At 45.5% G+C, this 14,885-nt stretch carries 16 protein-coding genes; 9 read left to right on the top strand and 7 right to left on the bottom strand.

Annotated features, from left to right (window positions below; genetic code table 11):
• Positions 1-56: 56 nt before the first annotated feature.
• Positions 57-1,667, bottom strand: a complete 1,611-nt coding sequence (locus QT998_RS14955; RefSeq protein WP_333115041.1) for a Ppx/GppA phosphatase family protein — start codon at positions 1,665-1,667, stop codon at positions 57-59.
• Between the two features lie 224 nt (positions 1,668-1,891).
• Here QT998_RS14955 and QT998_RS14950 point away from each other — a divergent pair, with 224 nt between their 5' ends.
• Positions 1,892-2,776 carry a 4-hydroxybenzoate solanesyltransferase gene (locus QT998_RS14950; protein WP_333115043.1) on the top strand — a complete coding sequence of 295 codons (885 nt, stop codon included), beginning with the start codon at positions 1,892-1,894 and terminating at the stop codon, positions 2,774-2,776.
• Between the two features lie 171 nt (positions 2,777-2,947).
• Complete coding sequence (locus tag QT998_RS14945) at positions 2,948-3,226, top strand: hypothetical protein (protein ID WP_333088148.1); 279 nt, start codon at positions 2,948-2,950, stop codon at positions 3,224-3,226.
• 17 nt (positions 3,227-3,243) lie between these two features.
• Here QT998_RS14945 and QT998_RS14940 read toward each other — a convergent pair whose 3' ends face one another.
• Positions 3,244-3,465 (bottom strand): tetratricopeptide repeat protein, encoded by a 222-nt coding sequence (locus QT998_RS14940; protein WP_333088149.1) that lies wholly within the window; start codon positions 3,463-3,465, stop codon positions 3,244-3,246.
• Between the two features lie 76 nt (positions 3,466-3,541).
• Between QT998_RS14940 and QT998_RS14935 the strand changes: the two genes are divergently transcribed.
• Complete coding sequence (locus QT998_RS14935) at positions 3,542-3,763, top strand: hypothetical protein (protein ID WP_333088151.1); 222 nt, start codon at positions 3,542-3,544, stop codon at positions 3,761-3,763.
• Between the two features lie 303 nt (positions 3,764-4,066).
• On the opposite strand, the gene QT998_RS14930 is transcribed toward QT998_RS14935, so the two are convergent.
• Both QT998_RS14930 and QT998_RS14925 read right to left on the bottom strand, forming a co-directional pair.
• A complete protein-coding gene (locus QT998_RS14930; protein WP_333088153.1) occupies positions 4,067-4,393 on the bottom strand; it encodes a type II toxin-antitoxin system RelE/ParE family toxin in 327 nt (108 codons plus the stop codon).
• A complete protein-coding gene (locus QT998_RS14925; protein ID WP_333088155.1) occupies positions 4,390-4,653 on the bottom strand; it encodes a type II toxin-antitoxin system ParD family antitoxin in 264 nt (87 codons plus the stop codon). Before QT998_RS14925 ends, QT998_RS14930 begins: the two co-directional genes overlap by 4 nt.
• 189 nt (positions 4,654-4,842) lie before the next feature.
• Between QT998_RS14925 and QT998_RS14920 the strand changes: the two genes are divergently transcribed.
• The 4 genes from QT998_RS14920 (at position 4,843) to QT998_RS14905 (ending at position 9,256) form a co-directional block, all read left to right on the top strand.
• Entirely contained in the window at positions 4,843-5,340 is a 498-nt protein-coding gene (locus QT998_RS14920) for a TIGR00725 family protein (protein WP_333088156.1), read from the top strand.
• Between the two features lie 8 nt (positions 5,341-5,348).
• Positions 5,349-5,867: a hypothetical protein gene (locus QT998_RS14915; protein WP_333088158.1), complete on the top strand. Its 519-nt coding sequence runs from the start codon at positions 5,349-5,351 to the stop codon at positions 5,865-5,867.
• Positions 5,868-6,407: 540 nt separating this feature from the next.
• Positions 6,408-7,292, top strand: coding sequence for a substrate-binding domain-containing protein (locus QT998_RS14910; RefSeq protein ID WP_333115045.1), 885 nt, complete (start codon positions 6,408-6,410; stop codon positions 7,290-7,292).
• A 140-nt stretch (positions 7,293-7,432) separates the two neighbouring features.
• Positions 7,433-9,256 (top strand): sensor histidine kinase, encoded by a 1,824-nt coding sequence (locus tag QT998_RS14905; RefSeq protein WP_333115047.1) that lies wholly within the window; start codon positions 7,433-7,435, stop codon positions 9,254-9,256.
• Positions 9,257-9,307: 51 nt separating this feature from the next.
• Here QT998_RS14905 and wecB read toward each other — a convergent pair whose 3' ends face one another.
• Positions 9,308-10,438 (bottom strand): non-hydrolyzing UDP-N-acetylglucosamine 2-epimerase, encoded by a 1,131-nt coding sequence (gene wecB, locus QT998_RS14900; RefSeq protein WP_333088163.1) that lies wholly within the window; start codon positions 10,436-10,438, stop codon positions 9,308-9,310.
• Positions 10,439-10,647: 209 nt separating this feature from the next.
• Here wecB and QT998_RS14895 point away from each other — a divergent pair, with 209 nt between their 5' ends.
• Positions 10,648-11,223, top strand: a complete 576-nt coding sequence (locus QT998_RS14895) for a pseudouridine synthase (protein WP_333088165.1) — start codon at positions 10,648-10,650, stop codon at positions 11,221-11,223.
• Positions 11,224-11,325: 102 nt separating this feature from the next.
• On the opposite strand, the gene QT998_RS14890 is transcribed toward QT998_RS14895, so the two are convergent.
• The gene (locus QT998_RS14890) at positions 11,326-12,153 is read right to left on the bottom strand and encodes a hypothetical protein (protein WP_333088168.1); all 828 of its coding nucleotides are present in this window, start codon (positions 12,151-12,153) and stop codon (positions 11,326-11,328) included.
• A 196-nt stretch (positions 12,154-12,349) separates the two neighbouring features.
• Here QT998_RS14890 and ctpB point away from each other — a divergent pair, with 196 nt between their 5' ends.
• On the top strand, positions 12,350-13,669 hold the full coding sequence (gene ctpB, locus QT998_RS14885) for a carboxyl-terminal processing protease CtpB (protein ID WP_333088170.1): 1,320 nt from the start codon (positions 12,350-12,352) through the stop codon (positions 13,667-13,669).
• A gap of 269 nt (positions 13,670-13,938) precedes the next feature.
• Here the strand turns inward: ctpB and QT998_RS14880 are convergent, their stop codons facing one another.
• Positions 13,939-14,850, bottom strand: coding sequence for a vitamin K epoxide reductase family protein (locus tag QT998_RS14880; RefSeq protein ID WP_333115049.1), 912 nt, complete (start codon positions 14,848-14,850; stop codon positions 13,939-13,941).
• Positions 14,851-14,885 lie beyond the last annotated feature (35 nt).

Below are 14,885 nucleotides of genomic sequence, written 5' to 3'. Positions count from 1 at the left end.
ATAACCAATAACCAATAACCAATAACAACTAACCAATAACTAATGACCAATGACTTTTAACCGCATATTCCCTCCAAAGTTGCTATTAATTTGAGATTGTACTCATCTTCAAAACACGGTTTTTTGTAATCTAAACTCCACATTTCCAAAGCGCAATCGTCCTCGGAGTCGAGCGGTTGAAGCCGCAAGTGAAACTCTCGAAGTTCTGGGCGGTGTTCGCTTTTAAAATTAGCAATTGCGCCTATTTGCCGCCTGTCCAAAGCTACAGCAAGTCGCAGAAAAGGATGGAGTTTACTAACTATTTCTCGGTAGTTTTTGGGGAGGCTTACAAAATTCTCATGTTTCTTTTTCGGGGGGCTTTTCCGGTGATAGCGAGCCAAATTAGCAATTACTTCAATCTCTGTTTCAGAGTATCCCAATAACTCACCATTGCGAATTAAATAGTAAGAATGTTTGTGGTGCGCCGAATGACTGACGTACAAACCGCAGTTGTGCAGAATCGCGGCGGCCCACAGCAACTCCCGTTCTTCGGTGCCCCAATTGTGTAAAATTCCTTGGGTTTGGTCGAACAATTTGAGGGAAAACTCTGCGGTTCTTTCGCTTTGTTCTGTATTGACTTGATATTTTTCAGCCATCAGTAGAATGCTGCGCTGGCGGATTGAACCTTGATAGCGCAAGCGGTTTTCTATTAAACCGTGACTCAGCATCCAGTCAACAATGACACCTTCTCTCAGAGACCGATCGCACACAGTGATCGATTCCATTCCTAATAGTGTCATCGCTTCCTGTAAAATCAAAGCGCCGACGAGAATAATTTCTGCCCGCTTGTCCGACATTCCGGGAATTGCCAGTCTTTCTGAGTAAGAAAGTTTGCGGAAACGGTTGACTAAATCGCGCAAATCCTTTAGACTTAGTTGATAGCCGGTCAACGGACTCGGAACTGTTCCCAGCTTTTCGCGAGCGTTAATGGCTGCTAAAGTTTCGATGGTTCCAGCGGTACCAATTAAACGCAGAGTTTCGCCAGCCTTGAATTGAGTTCGCAATTCGTCGATCGGTCTTTCCAGCGAAATCCGAATATAAGCTTGCAAATAGGCAAACTCCTCCTTGCTAATCGGGTCAGTTTTGACAAATTCTCCAGTCAGGCGTACAGCACCAATTTTGGTACTGGTGAGACAGCGCGGTTCAGAACTATCTCCTAAGATCAACTCAGTAGAACCGCCGCCAATATCAATAATTACCTGGGACTGATTGTTAAATTCCATTCCCGAAAGTACGCCGAGATAAATTCTCCGCGCTTCTTCTTGACCGGAAATTAAGCTAACATTTAGGTCTAATTCGTCAGCAACTTGTTTGAGAAACTCGCGCCCGTTAGGGGCTTCTCGAACCGCACTCGTAGCTACAGCGATGACTTGTTCAGCATTAAAAGTTTTAGCAATATCTTGAAAACGGCGCAAAGTTGCGATCGCCCTTTGCATAACCTCAGACTTCAAACACCCTGTTTTAGCCTCGCAATCGCCCAATCGAACCGTATCTTTTTCTTTAGCAATAATCGTAAACGCGGGCAATTTCGGATCGATTCGCGCCACCACCATGTGAAACGAGTTAGTACCCATATCAATAGCAGCAATAATGCGATTTGACTCCGCAGCAGCAAGTGAATTAACCATTGGAGTGTATCGGGGTTGACAGATATTTATGATTATTTCACGAATTCAGTGAGGCATTCTATTAAATCAGCAAAAATTGGGAATTAGGGCATCGGGCATCGGGCATCGGGCATCGGGCATCGGGCATCGGGACATACATCACTTTTTTTAGAACCGCTATAGTAGGTGATTGTGCCTAAAATTTGATAAAATCTAAAGTTAAAAATCTAAAATCTATAATTAAAATGCTTCAAGAGTCCGATCGCCCAACCGAATCCACATTGCTAACCATCATAAAGCTTTTGAGGTGGGACAAACCAGCAGGAAGGCTGATTTTAATGATACCAGCCCTCTGGGCCGTGTTTTTAGCAGCAGACGGGAGACCGCCCTCGGCATTAGTTGGCGTAATAGTGTTAGGAACCTTAGCCACCAGTGCGGCGGGATGCGTGATCAACGACTTGTGGGATCGCGATATCGATCCCGAAGTCGAAAGAACGCGATCGCGCCCCCTAGCATCCCGCGCCCTGAAAGTACAAACAGGAATCGGAGTTGCCTTAATTTCCTTTGCTTGCGCGGCGATTCTTGCATTTTATCTCAATCCTTTAAGCTTCTGGCTGTGTGTCGCCGCCGTACCAGTAATTATCTGCTATCCCCTAGCAAAAAGAGTCTTTCCAGTACCGCAATTAGTGTTATCAATCGCTTGGGGTTTTGCAGTTTTAATTAGTTGGAGTGCGGCCGTTGACGGATTAGAATTAGCGACTTGGCTACTGTGGGGTGCAGTCGTGTTTTGGACGATGGGATTTGATACAGTTTATGCGATGAGCGACAGAGAAGATGATTTGCGTTTGGGGGTGAATTCCAGCGCGATATTTTTCGGGGATAATGCCGCTAATGCTGTGGGTTTTTTCTTTGTTGGGACTGTCGGTTTGTTAGCAGCAATGGGAATTAATTTACATTTGCATATTGGTTTTTGGATGGCAATTAGTGCGGCGGCTATTTTGTGGTTTTTGCAATATAGTCAACTGCGGAATGCGGATATTCCTAAGCCTGTTTACGGTCAAATTTTTCGCCAAAATGTTTGGGTGGGGTTTGTGATTTTGGCGGGGATGATTGTTGGGGATATTTTTTAGACTTCGCCTAGGTGACTGGAGGATGATTTCTTCGCGCCTGGAAATTTCGTCCTCTATTCATTTGATTGTTTTTTCTAGATTATTCTACTTTCCCTAAAGGCGATTAGTAGTTGGTGTCGAGGCAGTTAGTGTAATAATTATATCAGTATATCAAATTGTTAATGTCAGCGAATGAGGTATAATTATGAGCCTGCTTTCACACTTTACTGGAACAATCAAAAATACAGCAATGATATTGCCGAGGGCATGAGTGGCGGGCCTGTATGGGATATTTCGGGTAAGTTGGTGGGGATTAATGGCAAATCGAAATATCCTTTGGGGGGAATTGATGTGTTTAAGTTGGCGGATGGGAGTGTGCCTTCTCTGGCTGTTTTTCGGCAGATGGAAGCTTTGAGTTGGGCGATTCCGCTTGATACTTTTCAAGAGTTGGTAAGTCATCTGAAGGTATGATTATTCTCAGTTTATCGCTACTGTTTGGATAGTTTTTTCATGTTGTCAACAGCCCGTTGATACCAAATACCTGTATTCCCTTGTTGCTTATACAAATCAGCGGCTTTTTGGTAATCTTCGATTGCACTCTGTTTGTCGTTAATAGCAGATTTGGCTGCACCCCGATTGCTGTAAGCAGCAGCTAAGTTAGGATTAAGCTGAATAGCCCGATCGTAATCTGCGAGCGATTTTGTAGTCATTGCCTTATTCCAGTTATTGAGTTTTAATAAAGCTGCTTCCCGGACGGTTTAGAGAAGTACGCCGAATTCGATCGGAGTGTGTGATAATTATCAAAAATATTATCACAACAAAATAATTATTGGCAAAACTATGGGCGGACATTACTACATAATCAGCTTATTGGGTAAAGGTGGATTTGGCGAAACCTACTTAGCACAGGACGAATATCTACCCGACAAGCCCCCGCGCGTGGTTAAGAGATTCAAGCCCCAGTCCAATGATCCCTTCTTGCTGCAAGAAGCCAAACGCCTGTTTTAAAGCGAGCCTCAACACCTGTACAAGTTAGGTAGTCACGATCGCATTCCGCAGCTATTCGCCCACTTCGATGAAAATCAAGAATTTTATCTCGTCCAAGAGTTAATTGCAGCGCTATCTGGAATTATAGCGATCGTCCTTTCTAATAATTCAGAAAGGCTCTCGCCCATAATTCATCAAAAGAGCGAGATCCCTTCTTACATCCGCGTTAATCTGCATCCATCTGCGGTCAAAAAAGAGCGATCGCCCTTTCCAATAATCCAGAAGGGCGATCGCTCTTCAACTTCCCACCTCAAGAGTAAAGATTTACTCATTCTCATCAACATTATCCAAGATATCTTCGATGTCCCGTGCCCCGTGAATCACGCGCAAAATTTCTACCCCTGAGTCTATCAGACGGTAGAAAATCAGATATCTTCTAAAACCTTTAATAGCTTGTTGTCGCACATCGATTAAATTAGGATGAGAAAATTGACAGCGTTTTCCCATTTTTGGCGTTTGGGCTAACTGTTTAAACGTTTCTTCCGCCGCGACAAGAAAGCGATCGGAAGCATCCATATTATCTTCCGCAATGTAAGTGGCTAATTCAATCAAATCACGGATAACTTGCGGACGTTTTTGGAGCGAGGTCATTTTTCTCCCTGGAACCCCTGATTCTGGGAAATACGCGATCGCACAGCTTGACGAATCTCCCTCCAATTTTCCTCAGTCATCGCCGTAGGATTTCCCGATTCCAAACCCTCTAATAACATCGCTTCCAAACGTTCTGAAGATTTGCGTTTTTGGTCTTGGCGAATTAACTCACGAAAATACTCGCTAGCTGTACTATAACCACCTTGAGCTACCTGTGCTTCTATATAAGTTCGCATTGAGTCAGGTAGAGAAATATTCATGCTTGTCACGGGTATTACTTACCTCATTTAACTCGTTATCTTAATTATGGCAGATTTTGCCATTTTTTGTCAACCTTCACACAACCTGTAATTTGGCAATCAGAAATTGGGAAGAGCGATCACCCTTTCTGCGCCAGATTTATACAGGCGATCGCTCTTTCAAAAATGCGATATACTCAACCATAAAATATGAAAAAAATCATCGTCGGCATCATGGGCCCAGGCGAAAGTGCCACATCAACCGACTTAGAAAACGCCTATCAACTCGGACAACTCATCGCCGAAGCTGGATGGATATTGCTAACTGGCGGCAGAAATCTCGGCGTGATGGATGCCGCCAACAAAGGTGCAAAATCAGCTAACGGTTTAACAATCGGCATCCTTCCGGGAAACGATACTCGCGGCATTTCCGAGGCTGTAGATATTGCCATTGTCACCGATATGGGAAACGCCAGAAATAACATTAATATTCTTTCTTCAGATGTCATAATTGCCTGCGGTACGGGCGCGGGTACCGCTTCGGAAATTGCCCTCGCCATCAAAGCTCACAAACAAGTTATTTTGTTAAATCATAGCTGGGAAAGTCAACTTTTCTTTAAAGATTTAGGCAAAAATAACATTTTTGTGGTACACAATGCTGTAGAGGCTATGAATCAAGCTCGCGAAATCCTAGCAAATCCCAGATGAAATTCAAGATGAAAGTAAGCAAATTCAACTTTTGTGCGATCGCAATTTTCCTAACTCTGGGGATTTTCGGCAGTACCAAAGCAGACGGAGGAATTGCACAGTTAAGTTTCAGCAACCAATCCACTCAAACTTTAGCACAAACCCTCCCTCCACCTCCTGCCACACAGCCTGTTACCGAACCAGAAGCGCCCCCGATTCTTAGCGAATCCGCGCCGGATCAAATAGCTTTAGCAACCCATTTGCAGACGATCAAAGCTAAAATGTACGGTGCTTACTGGTGTCCTCACTGTCACACCCAACAAGAACTTTTCGGCAAACAAGCATTTACCGCGATTACTTACATTGAGTGCGATCCCAGGGGGAAAGATGCTCAACCTGATTTGTGCAAAGCTGCGAAGATTCAAGCTTATCCCACTTGGGAAATTCGGGGCAAATATTACACCGGCAGGCAATCTTTGGAAAAACTTGCTCTTTTATCCGGTTATAAAGGCAGCAGCAATTTTGTGCCACAACTTCCTTCTCCTTAAGAATATCTAACTGACAAGGCAAACATTCTTAGCGACACCACCGAAACTCACCTAAATCAAATGATTTCTGATTTTAGTCGTTTTACCTCGATCGCAAATCGATCTATGAAGCTCAAAAAAAACTCATCTGTAACTGGCAATTAAGATAAATTAGTCAGGATAAAAGCTTCCAGATTGACCTGTAACAGTAATTTTTACTCGGTCGGGCTGCATTGTCTGCGATCGCATCTATAATAAGTAGGATGCGATCGCTAATCATATCAAACAGAATCACAAAACGTTGCGATCGACTCATTGAAAAATTTAATTATTTAGCATAAAATTTAATAGGGGTGAAATTAAGCCTGAGATATCAACTCCTTTTCGATCAAAACTCAAAACTCAATTGATCGAGTTGGGTTCACTATAAAATACTCAAAAACTTGAGTTTCTATAGCGGTTATCAAAAAAGTGAGATATGCCCTATGCACGTCGGGCACTTCATCTTTCTGAGAAAGGCTATAGTACCCAGATAATCTTTAATAGCATAGGAATTTTAAAATGAAACCGAATTTAGTTACCCTAGCTTTAAGTGCGATCGTCCTGCTAGGGCTGCCCAGTTGCAGTACGACAACCAGCAGTGCCACGACGACAACAGCGCCCACGACTGCCGCAACGCAAACCCAAACCTCGATTAAAGTTGGGGCATCAAGCAGCACGTTGGGTCTTATGAAGGTGCTGCAAACTAACTACGAAGCTACCGCAAAAAACGTCAAAATTACCCAACTAGAACCAGGGCAGTCCGAAAATATAATTGATGGGGTTAAACAGACATTAGTCGATGTAGGTGCAATATCGAGAACATTAAAGCCAGAAGAAAATGATGGCACTTTAGAGTCTAGTGATGTTGCCCACGATGCCCTTTTAGTTGCCACTCATCCCAGCGTCACAGGGGTAAAAAACCTCACTACTGAAAACCTCAAAGGCATTTATAGCGGCAATATCACTAACTGGAAGGAACTCGGAGGAACCGATGCTAAAATTGTGCTGCTCGATCGCCCAGAAGATGAATCTGCCAAGCGGCTATTGCGGAAATATTACCTAGGAGCAGATTTAAAAAATTCATTAGAAGCAGTAGTATTTCGGAAAGAAGGGGAATTGATCGAGGCAATTCAAAGCACTCCTTACAGCATCGGTACCTTTTCCCTGGCTCACGCCATTTCCCATAAACTACCTGTCAACCGCCTCAGCATCAACGGGGTTGAACCAACACGAGAAAATGTCCAAGCGGGCAAATATCCGATGGTTCGGACAATTTCAATTCTCTGGCACAAAAAACCGACCGAGGCTACCCAAGCGCTACTTCAATACATCTCTAGTCCGCCAGGAATCAACGCGATGGAGGAGTCTGGCTTTATTTTCGTGACCCCATCCGCCAAGGATTAAGAGCTGTGGCCATCCAATCCAGATACGCGCGGTTACCCGTTTCCGCCAAGTTGTTATCGCCTCTGTTATTTGCATTTCTGAGTCTATGGACTGTTGGAACCTTGGGTTTTGGTTATTTTGCTAGAAACAGCTTAGAACAAATGGCGCGAAAGGAGATCGTGGATCTGGCTGGTATGCTGCGGGAATCTCTAAAGCAAAGGCAAGAATCACTCAGTTTGAAAGCCCGTTCGGTGAGTGAGGATAATGATGTCATCACAGCAGTAATAAAGGGCGATCGCCCTTTATTGCTGCGGACTATATTACCAATCCAAGCTGGTCTTAAACTGGATTTGATCAGAATAGTTGACGCTGATGGTCAAGTCTTAGTGTCTTCACAGTTGGGAGCAATAAGACAGGCGACATTGCAGGATGCCTCTGTGAACCGTGCCGCCCGAACCGGACTAGAGTTATCGGGAATTCTCCTGGCAGAAAACAGGGTTCCGTCTTCCATGATTGGGTTAATATCAATCAAATCCTCTCAAAAGATGCTAGCTGGTTTGGTTGCGGGATTAGCCATTGACGACACAGCGCTCCAGTCGATTCGTGGCAACACATCCATACATTTGGTGGCTTTTGACGGCGAGAAGGTGACGGCTGCTACTTTGCCACTTCCGCGCGATCGACCTTGGCAATTTCGACAGCCAGACGGGTTGCCCACCAAAATCAGGATTGCAGGTGAAGAATACCTGATCGCAACAATCGAATTACAAAGTTTTGATGGGGCAAATCTCCAAATTGCTGTACTCAAGTCTGCTAAGGAAATAGACGAAGCAGAACAGCATTTATGGTTTGTGGTGGGCGGCTTTGGTCTATTAGGAAGTGTCCTGATCGCAGTCGTGATGATCGGAGGTTTCCGTCTCACCCAAGCTCTGAGCCGTCGCATTCAAAGACTGACTGAGGCAACCCAGGAATTGGCCAGAGGCAATTTAGCCATTGGTATTCCGGTTGATAGTCAGGATGAAGTGGGGCTTTTAGCTCAGGGATTTAAGAGTATGGCAGAGCAACTTATGGCTCGCGATCGGCAACTGAACCAACAGGTGCAACAACTAGAGAGTACCCTTGAAGAACTGCACCGCACCCAGAGTCAGATGGTGCATAACGAAAAAATGTCGGCACTGGGGCAAATGGTGGCAGGGATAGCGCACGAAATCAACAACCCGGTAAGCTTTATCTACGGCAACCTGTCTCATCTCAACGATCACATCCATGACTTACTGCGATTACTAGATGCCTATCAAATGGACCATCCCAACCCGTCCCCATCACTTCAAGATGACCTAGACGATGTGGATCTAAACTTCCTAAAAGAGGATCTCACTAAGATTCTTAAGTCGATGAAAGTGGGCAGCGCTCGCATTCGGGACATTGTGGTTTCGTTGCGTAGCTTTTCTCGTCTGGATCACTCGGAATTCAAGGCTGTCGATCTCCATGAAGGCATTGATGACACTTTGATGATTTTAGAACATCGCCTTCAAGCCAACCCAGAACGCCCAACCATTGAAGTAGTCAGACAATATGGCGAGTTACCGTTGGTAGAATGCTATGCAGGTCAACTTAATCAGGTGTTTATGAACTTGCTATCAAATGCGATCGATGCTTTGGAAGAGAGCAATGAAGGACGTAGTTTTCAGGATATTGCTGACCAACCAAATCGGATTTGGATTAAGACTACCAAAACAAAAAAACAGTGGGTGCAGATTGCGATCGCCGATAACGGTACAGGTATTCCAGAGAAAGCGCGATCGCGCCTATTCGATCCCTTCTTCACTACTAAACCCGTAGGCAAGGGGACAGGATTAGGCTTATCCATTAGCTATCAGGTGGTGAAGGAAAAGCATGGAGGAAAACTGTGGTGTGATTCCACCCTGGGCGAAGGCACGAAGTTTGTGATTGAGATTCCCATAGAGGTCGGACTCAGCCAATAAATAGTTGAGAATCGGTTTGCAGTTTTTCGACTCACTGTCAACCGTCAACCGTTAATTGTCAACAGTTTTCTCACTAAAATACTCTTCAACAATTTTCAAAATCCGCGACGCAGCCCAACCATCACCAAAGGGATTAATTGCCATTGCCATTGCGTCGTAAGCGGCAGAATCACTCAGCAATTCTGTGGCTGCTGCGGTAATTATATCAGAATCTGTGCCGACAAGTTTAGCGGTTCCGGCGGCAATTGCTTCGGGTCTTTCTGTGGTTTCTCGCAATACTAAAACAGGCTTACCCAAACTCGGTGCTTCTTCTTGCAAGCCGCCGGAATCTGTGAGGATTAAATGACTTCTCTGCATGGCTCCTACTAATTCAGCGTAGTCCAAAGGTTCGGTTAAAAAGATTCTTGGATGGTCGCCTAAAAGAGCTTTTAATGGTTCCCGAACTGTCGGATTTCTGTGCAGCGGTAAGAGTAAGGCTGTATCGGGAAATTTATCGAGAATTTGGATGAATGCCCTAGCAATTCCTGCTAAGGGTTTTCCCCAATTTTCGCGGCGGTGGACTGTTGCTAAAATGGTGCGATGTTTGCTCCAATCTAAGTTGGGAATGTTGCATTCTGGTTGGCGTTTGGCGACGGATAGCAAAGCGTCGATTACTGTGTTGCCTGTACGATGAATTTCTCCTAAAACGCCCGATCGCCCTAAATTCTCTGCAGCCAGCGTTGTTGGGGCAAAATGCAGCCTTGTGAGCTGAGATATCAACCGCCTGTTAGCTTCTTCGGGATAGGGATTGAACAAATCGTCGGTTCGCAATCCGGCTTCTACGTGACCGACTGGTATTTTCTGGTAAAATGCAGCTAAAGCTGCTGCAAATGCTGTTGTTGTATCGCCCTGCACTAATACGATTTCTGGCTGCAAATCTTTGAAGCAGGCTTCTAAACCTTGCAAACTGCGGGATGTAATGTCTGTGAGGGTTTGCTGGTGCTGCATAATTGCTAAATCCCGATCGGCTTTCAGGTCGAACATTTGCATTACTTGCTCGACCATTTCTCGGTGCTGACCGGTTAAAATTACTTGGGTGTCAAAGATTGGTGAATTTTTGAACAGTTGAATTACAGCGGCTAGTTTGATCGCTTCCGGGCGAGTTCCTAGGACGATACAAACGCGGTGTGTGGCTTCGGGCATGGTAAAATTGGGTAGTTGAGATTTTTGCTGCTCTTAAAGGCTGAATATTTTATAGCAGGTTTGAATAGTTAGTGAATAAGATTTATTTTTTTTATGAACCGCAGAGGGCGCAGAGGGCGCGGAGGAGAGAAGAGAGATAGAAGGTGTTTGTTTGGGAGTTATATTGTTTTTGCTTGCACTATTTGTACATCTTTAATTTTTAATTGGTCATGCCCTATCGCTACATTCTATTTTACAAACCTTACGATGTTTTAACTCAGTTTACTGACAATTCCAGCGAGAATAAACGCAGTACCCTGAAAGATTATATTCCGATTCCTGATGTTTATGCGGTGGGAAGGCTCGATCGCGATAGCGAAGGTTTGTTGCTGTTAACCGATGACGGACAAATGCAGCACCGCCTCAGCGATCCAAAATTCGCTCATCCTCGCACTTACTTGGTTCAGGTGGAACGGGTTCCAGATGCAGGCGCGATCGCCCTTTTGCAAACTGGTGTCACAATTCAAGATTATCGGACTCGATCGGCAAAAGTGCAATTATTATCAGCAGAACCCCAATTGCCGCCCCGCCAGCCCCCGATTCGATTTCGCAAAAACATTCCCACAGCTTGGCTGGAAATGACTCTCACAGAAGGCCGCAACCGCCAAGTGCGCCGGATGACCGCAGCAGTAGGGTTTCCGACGCTGCGGCTGGTGAGAAGTGCGATCGGGCATTTGCAACTAAATGACTTGAAACCCGGTGAATGGCGCGAATTAACTCAAGCTGATTTGAGATTTGAGATTTGAGATTGCAGAATTACAGTCAACAGTCAACCGTCAGTAGGGGCGGTGGATGGTGCGTGCCCGCCCTCAACAGTCAACAGTTAACCGTCAACAGTCAACAATCAACTACTTTCTGGGCGGCAAAATAAAACTCTCGTTTCCATCTTTATCTTTTTTTACCTGAGCTCCCAACTTAACAAGAGCTTGTTTCGCCCTTTGCCGCACCAACTTATCAGTTGTTTGAGCATAAACCGTACTCCAAGCGTTAAACCGCACCGGCACGCTATCGGGATCTCGGCGCAAATAGTCAGCAGTGGCTCGAAAAATGGGCGCTAATTTCGGGCCGTCGGCTGTGTTTTCTACCCAATCAGCGGCCATTTCGTGAGAGTGAATTGAGTCGGGAATATCGCCCAACAACAGCAACTCATCAATACCTTTGGTTCGCCACACAATCCACGCTTGGGGATGATTTTGTCGCGAAAGGGCGTTAGTACCGCGCTCTATCAACTTAATAGCAGTTTCCGGCTTTCCCTGATAAAAAGAAACGGCTGTGGACAAAAACAGGTAGATGTCAGCCCACTTGGGGTCGCGCCGCGTAATTATGTCAAAATAATCTTGGCTGAGATTGTAGCCCGTCACGTCTCGCGCTTCATCGTCGCCAAAATACTGCAAAAATTTCAGAAATGTCCAGTCGGCCATTAAATTGTCAAACCCAAAACTAGGAAGTGTTTTGAGCATTTTCAGCCGCAGGGCTTCTTGCTGGGAGGCTTGCTTGAAATCGGCGGCAGACATTGCAGAGACAGGCTTCTGTCCCTGAACGCTAGCTGCGGGCATTCCGCCCAATTGCCCGTTCGACTGCATGGTAATCACTCCCGCCAGCGCTGCAGAGCCGATCGCTCCATTAATGAGCAGGCTCAACCACTTACGCGAAAATTGTTCGATTTTAAGTTCCACGGCACCTTCAAATCCAAGTTTAAAATTAAGTTTATTAAAATAGAGTAATGATTGGTTGGCGATCGGCGATGAATCTCGTTAAACTATCCAAAGGGATGGTAGAGCCTCCACACAATAGTTTAAATGGTAGTTTGAGATTTTTTAGCAATATAAAATCTCAAATCAAAAATCTAAAATCGAATTGAGCCATAATTCAATGAATCAAGCCCGCAAACGCTTTTCTATGTTACAGGCAGCCCTGTTCACTGGGGCGATGGCCACAACCGCTTCGATATCTTTACTCGTTCCTGGCCTGAGTCAATCAGTCCGCGCCGAGCTTCAAGATAGCCCCAAAGCTGTCTTAGACGAAGCTTGGCAAATTGTGAACCGAGAATACGTCGATGGCAGTTTTAACAAGACTGACTGGCAAGTGGCCCGGAACGACTTGCTGAGCAAAAATTATACCTCTCGCGAAGCAGCCTATACCGCCCTCCGCAAAGCCCTAGAGAAATTAAACGACCCCTACACGCGCTTCATGGACCCGAAGCAATACCAAGCGCTGACGAATCAAACCTCTGGGGAACTGACAGGGGTGGGGATGAGGCTGGAACAAGACGAGAAAACGAAAGCGATTACGGTAGTCGAACCGATGGAAAATTCCCCGGCCCTGAAAGCAGGGATTCAAGCGGGCGATACGATTTTGGCGATTGATGGCAAAACTACCAAGGACTTGACTGTCTCGGATGCGGCTCAGATAATTCGGGGCGACGAAGGCACGAAAGTCTCGCTGCGGATGGCTCGTCCGGGCAAAAGTGAGTTTGATATCACTCTGACTAGGGCGAGAATTGAGGTAGCTGCGGTTCGCTACAGCCTCAAGGATGAAGGCGGCGAGAAAGTCGGTTACATCCGCTTGCAAGAGTTTAGTTCCCACGCGGGCGAACAAATGGAGGCGGCGATTAAAAAGCTCTCGGCTCAAAAAGCTGATGCTTTTGTGTTGGATTTGCGGGGGAATCCCGGCGGTTTGCTGCGGGTGAGCATTGATATTGCCCGGATGTGGATGGATACAGGGGCGATCGTCCGTACAGTCGATCGGGTGGGCGATTCTCAGGAAATGCGGACAAACCGCACTGCGATCACTGACAAGCCTTTGGTGGTGCTCGTAGACGACAACTCCGCCAGCGCCAGCGAGATTTTGGCCGGTGCTCTCAAGGACAACAAGCGCGCAACTGTGATGGGCACCCAAACTTTTGGCAAAGCTTTGGTGCAGTCGGTGCATTCTTTGTCTGACGGTTCGGGATTGGCGGTGACGATCGCTCACTACTATACTCCCAACGGTACTGATATCAGCCACAAGGGCGTTACTCCCGATGTCAAAGTCGAAGTCAGCGACGCAGAAAAGCTGAAATTAGCTAACAAACCGATGTTGGTTGCGACTAAGGACGATCCTGTTTACGCGCAGGCGATCGCGCTTTTGAAAACTACGGCTTCCTCAACTCGTCCCGTTGCTGCTAACGAGGCTCCTGGTGTCAAGAAATAGTTGAAATTGGCAGTTATTTACAATTAACTTTCAGATAAAACCCGCCAGTGCGGGTTTTATTTTTGTAGTTTGATTGAGCTTCATATCAAGTCCGATCGATTCACCGCGATCTCAAATCCTCTCTTCATCGGAATAGTAAATTCACTGTTGACTGTTGACTGTTGACTGTTAACAGTTAACATCACCAGGAGTGCAACCGGAATTGAACTGAGGTGCGGGCGATCGACTGCGATAAGGTCGATCGGCCAAAATCACTATTATCAACGTTCCTAATTTGAGAGAAATTGAAATTCGCGAGTTCCTTGATAGCCAGATAAATCAGCTAACTCCTGCAACGATTTTTGCCCTTGGTAAAACTTACCGTCAATTTCCCAAGTGGGAGTTCCCTGAATCTTCGCAGCTTGGCAAAGATCAGGCCTCGCATTTTTCCCTTGAGGATTGCACTCGATATAATTGATAATTCGAGCCGCCTCTTTGCCAAAACTTTCCTTCTGCGCTTGACAGTGAGAGCAGGTATAAGATCCGTACATTTTAGCTCCCACTTTTTTTAAATGCTGCGCTAAAGCAATTTCCGAAGTACCGGAAGATGTTGTGGTATTCATGCTAGTCTCCTTAGCTGTACCGAGATTATTCACATCAGCATAAAGAGCCAGAGAGGAAATCAGCACTAACATAGACACCAGAATTCCTATAAAAAATAGTTGCCCGATATCATCCCATTCGCGACCGATTAATGCTAAGAAAAACAAGCTAGTTGCAAATAAAGCAGAGGCAATACAGTAAATACAAGCTGCTTTGATATCAACAGCCAGTACATACATCAGATAGCCACTAAAAATCGTCATAGCCGTGCTACCAGCAAACAGAAATAGTCCCGTCCAAGACTCTAACTTAGAGCGGAGACTCTTCTGTTCTGCGGGATTGACAAGTAGGGGAGCTACGGCAAAAACTATCATGCTCAAATAGCCCAAAAAACCGAACAAAGAAAGAGGCAAACCAAAGACATAGGCATAGGGACTCGAAAGCACGATATCGCAGCCTTCGATCGGACAAGCTGCCGTTCCGTTGGATAACTTGACCACTGTTAGATAGGCAGTAATCGCAGCCCCTATTGAGGCAATTCCTGCCGTGATGGGACGAGAATAGCGGTGAATCCAGGGCTGAGAACGTTGACGACGCATAGTATTTTTGACCTCAAAATGTATGTTTCAATTGT

Source organism: Microcoleus sp. S1D4, assembly GCF_036700765.1.
Taxonomy (GTDB): domain Bacteria; phylum Cyanobacteriota; class Cyanobacteriia; order Cyanobacteriales; family Microcoleaceae; genus Microcoleus.
This window is presented reverse-complemented; position numbering and strand designations above follow the sequence as displayed.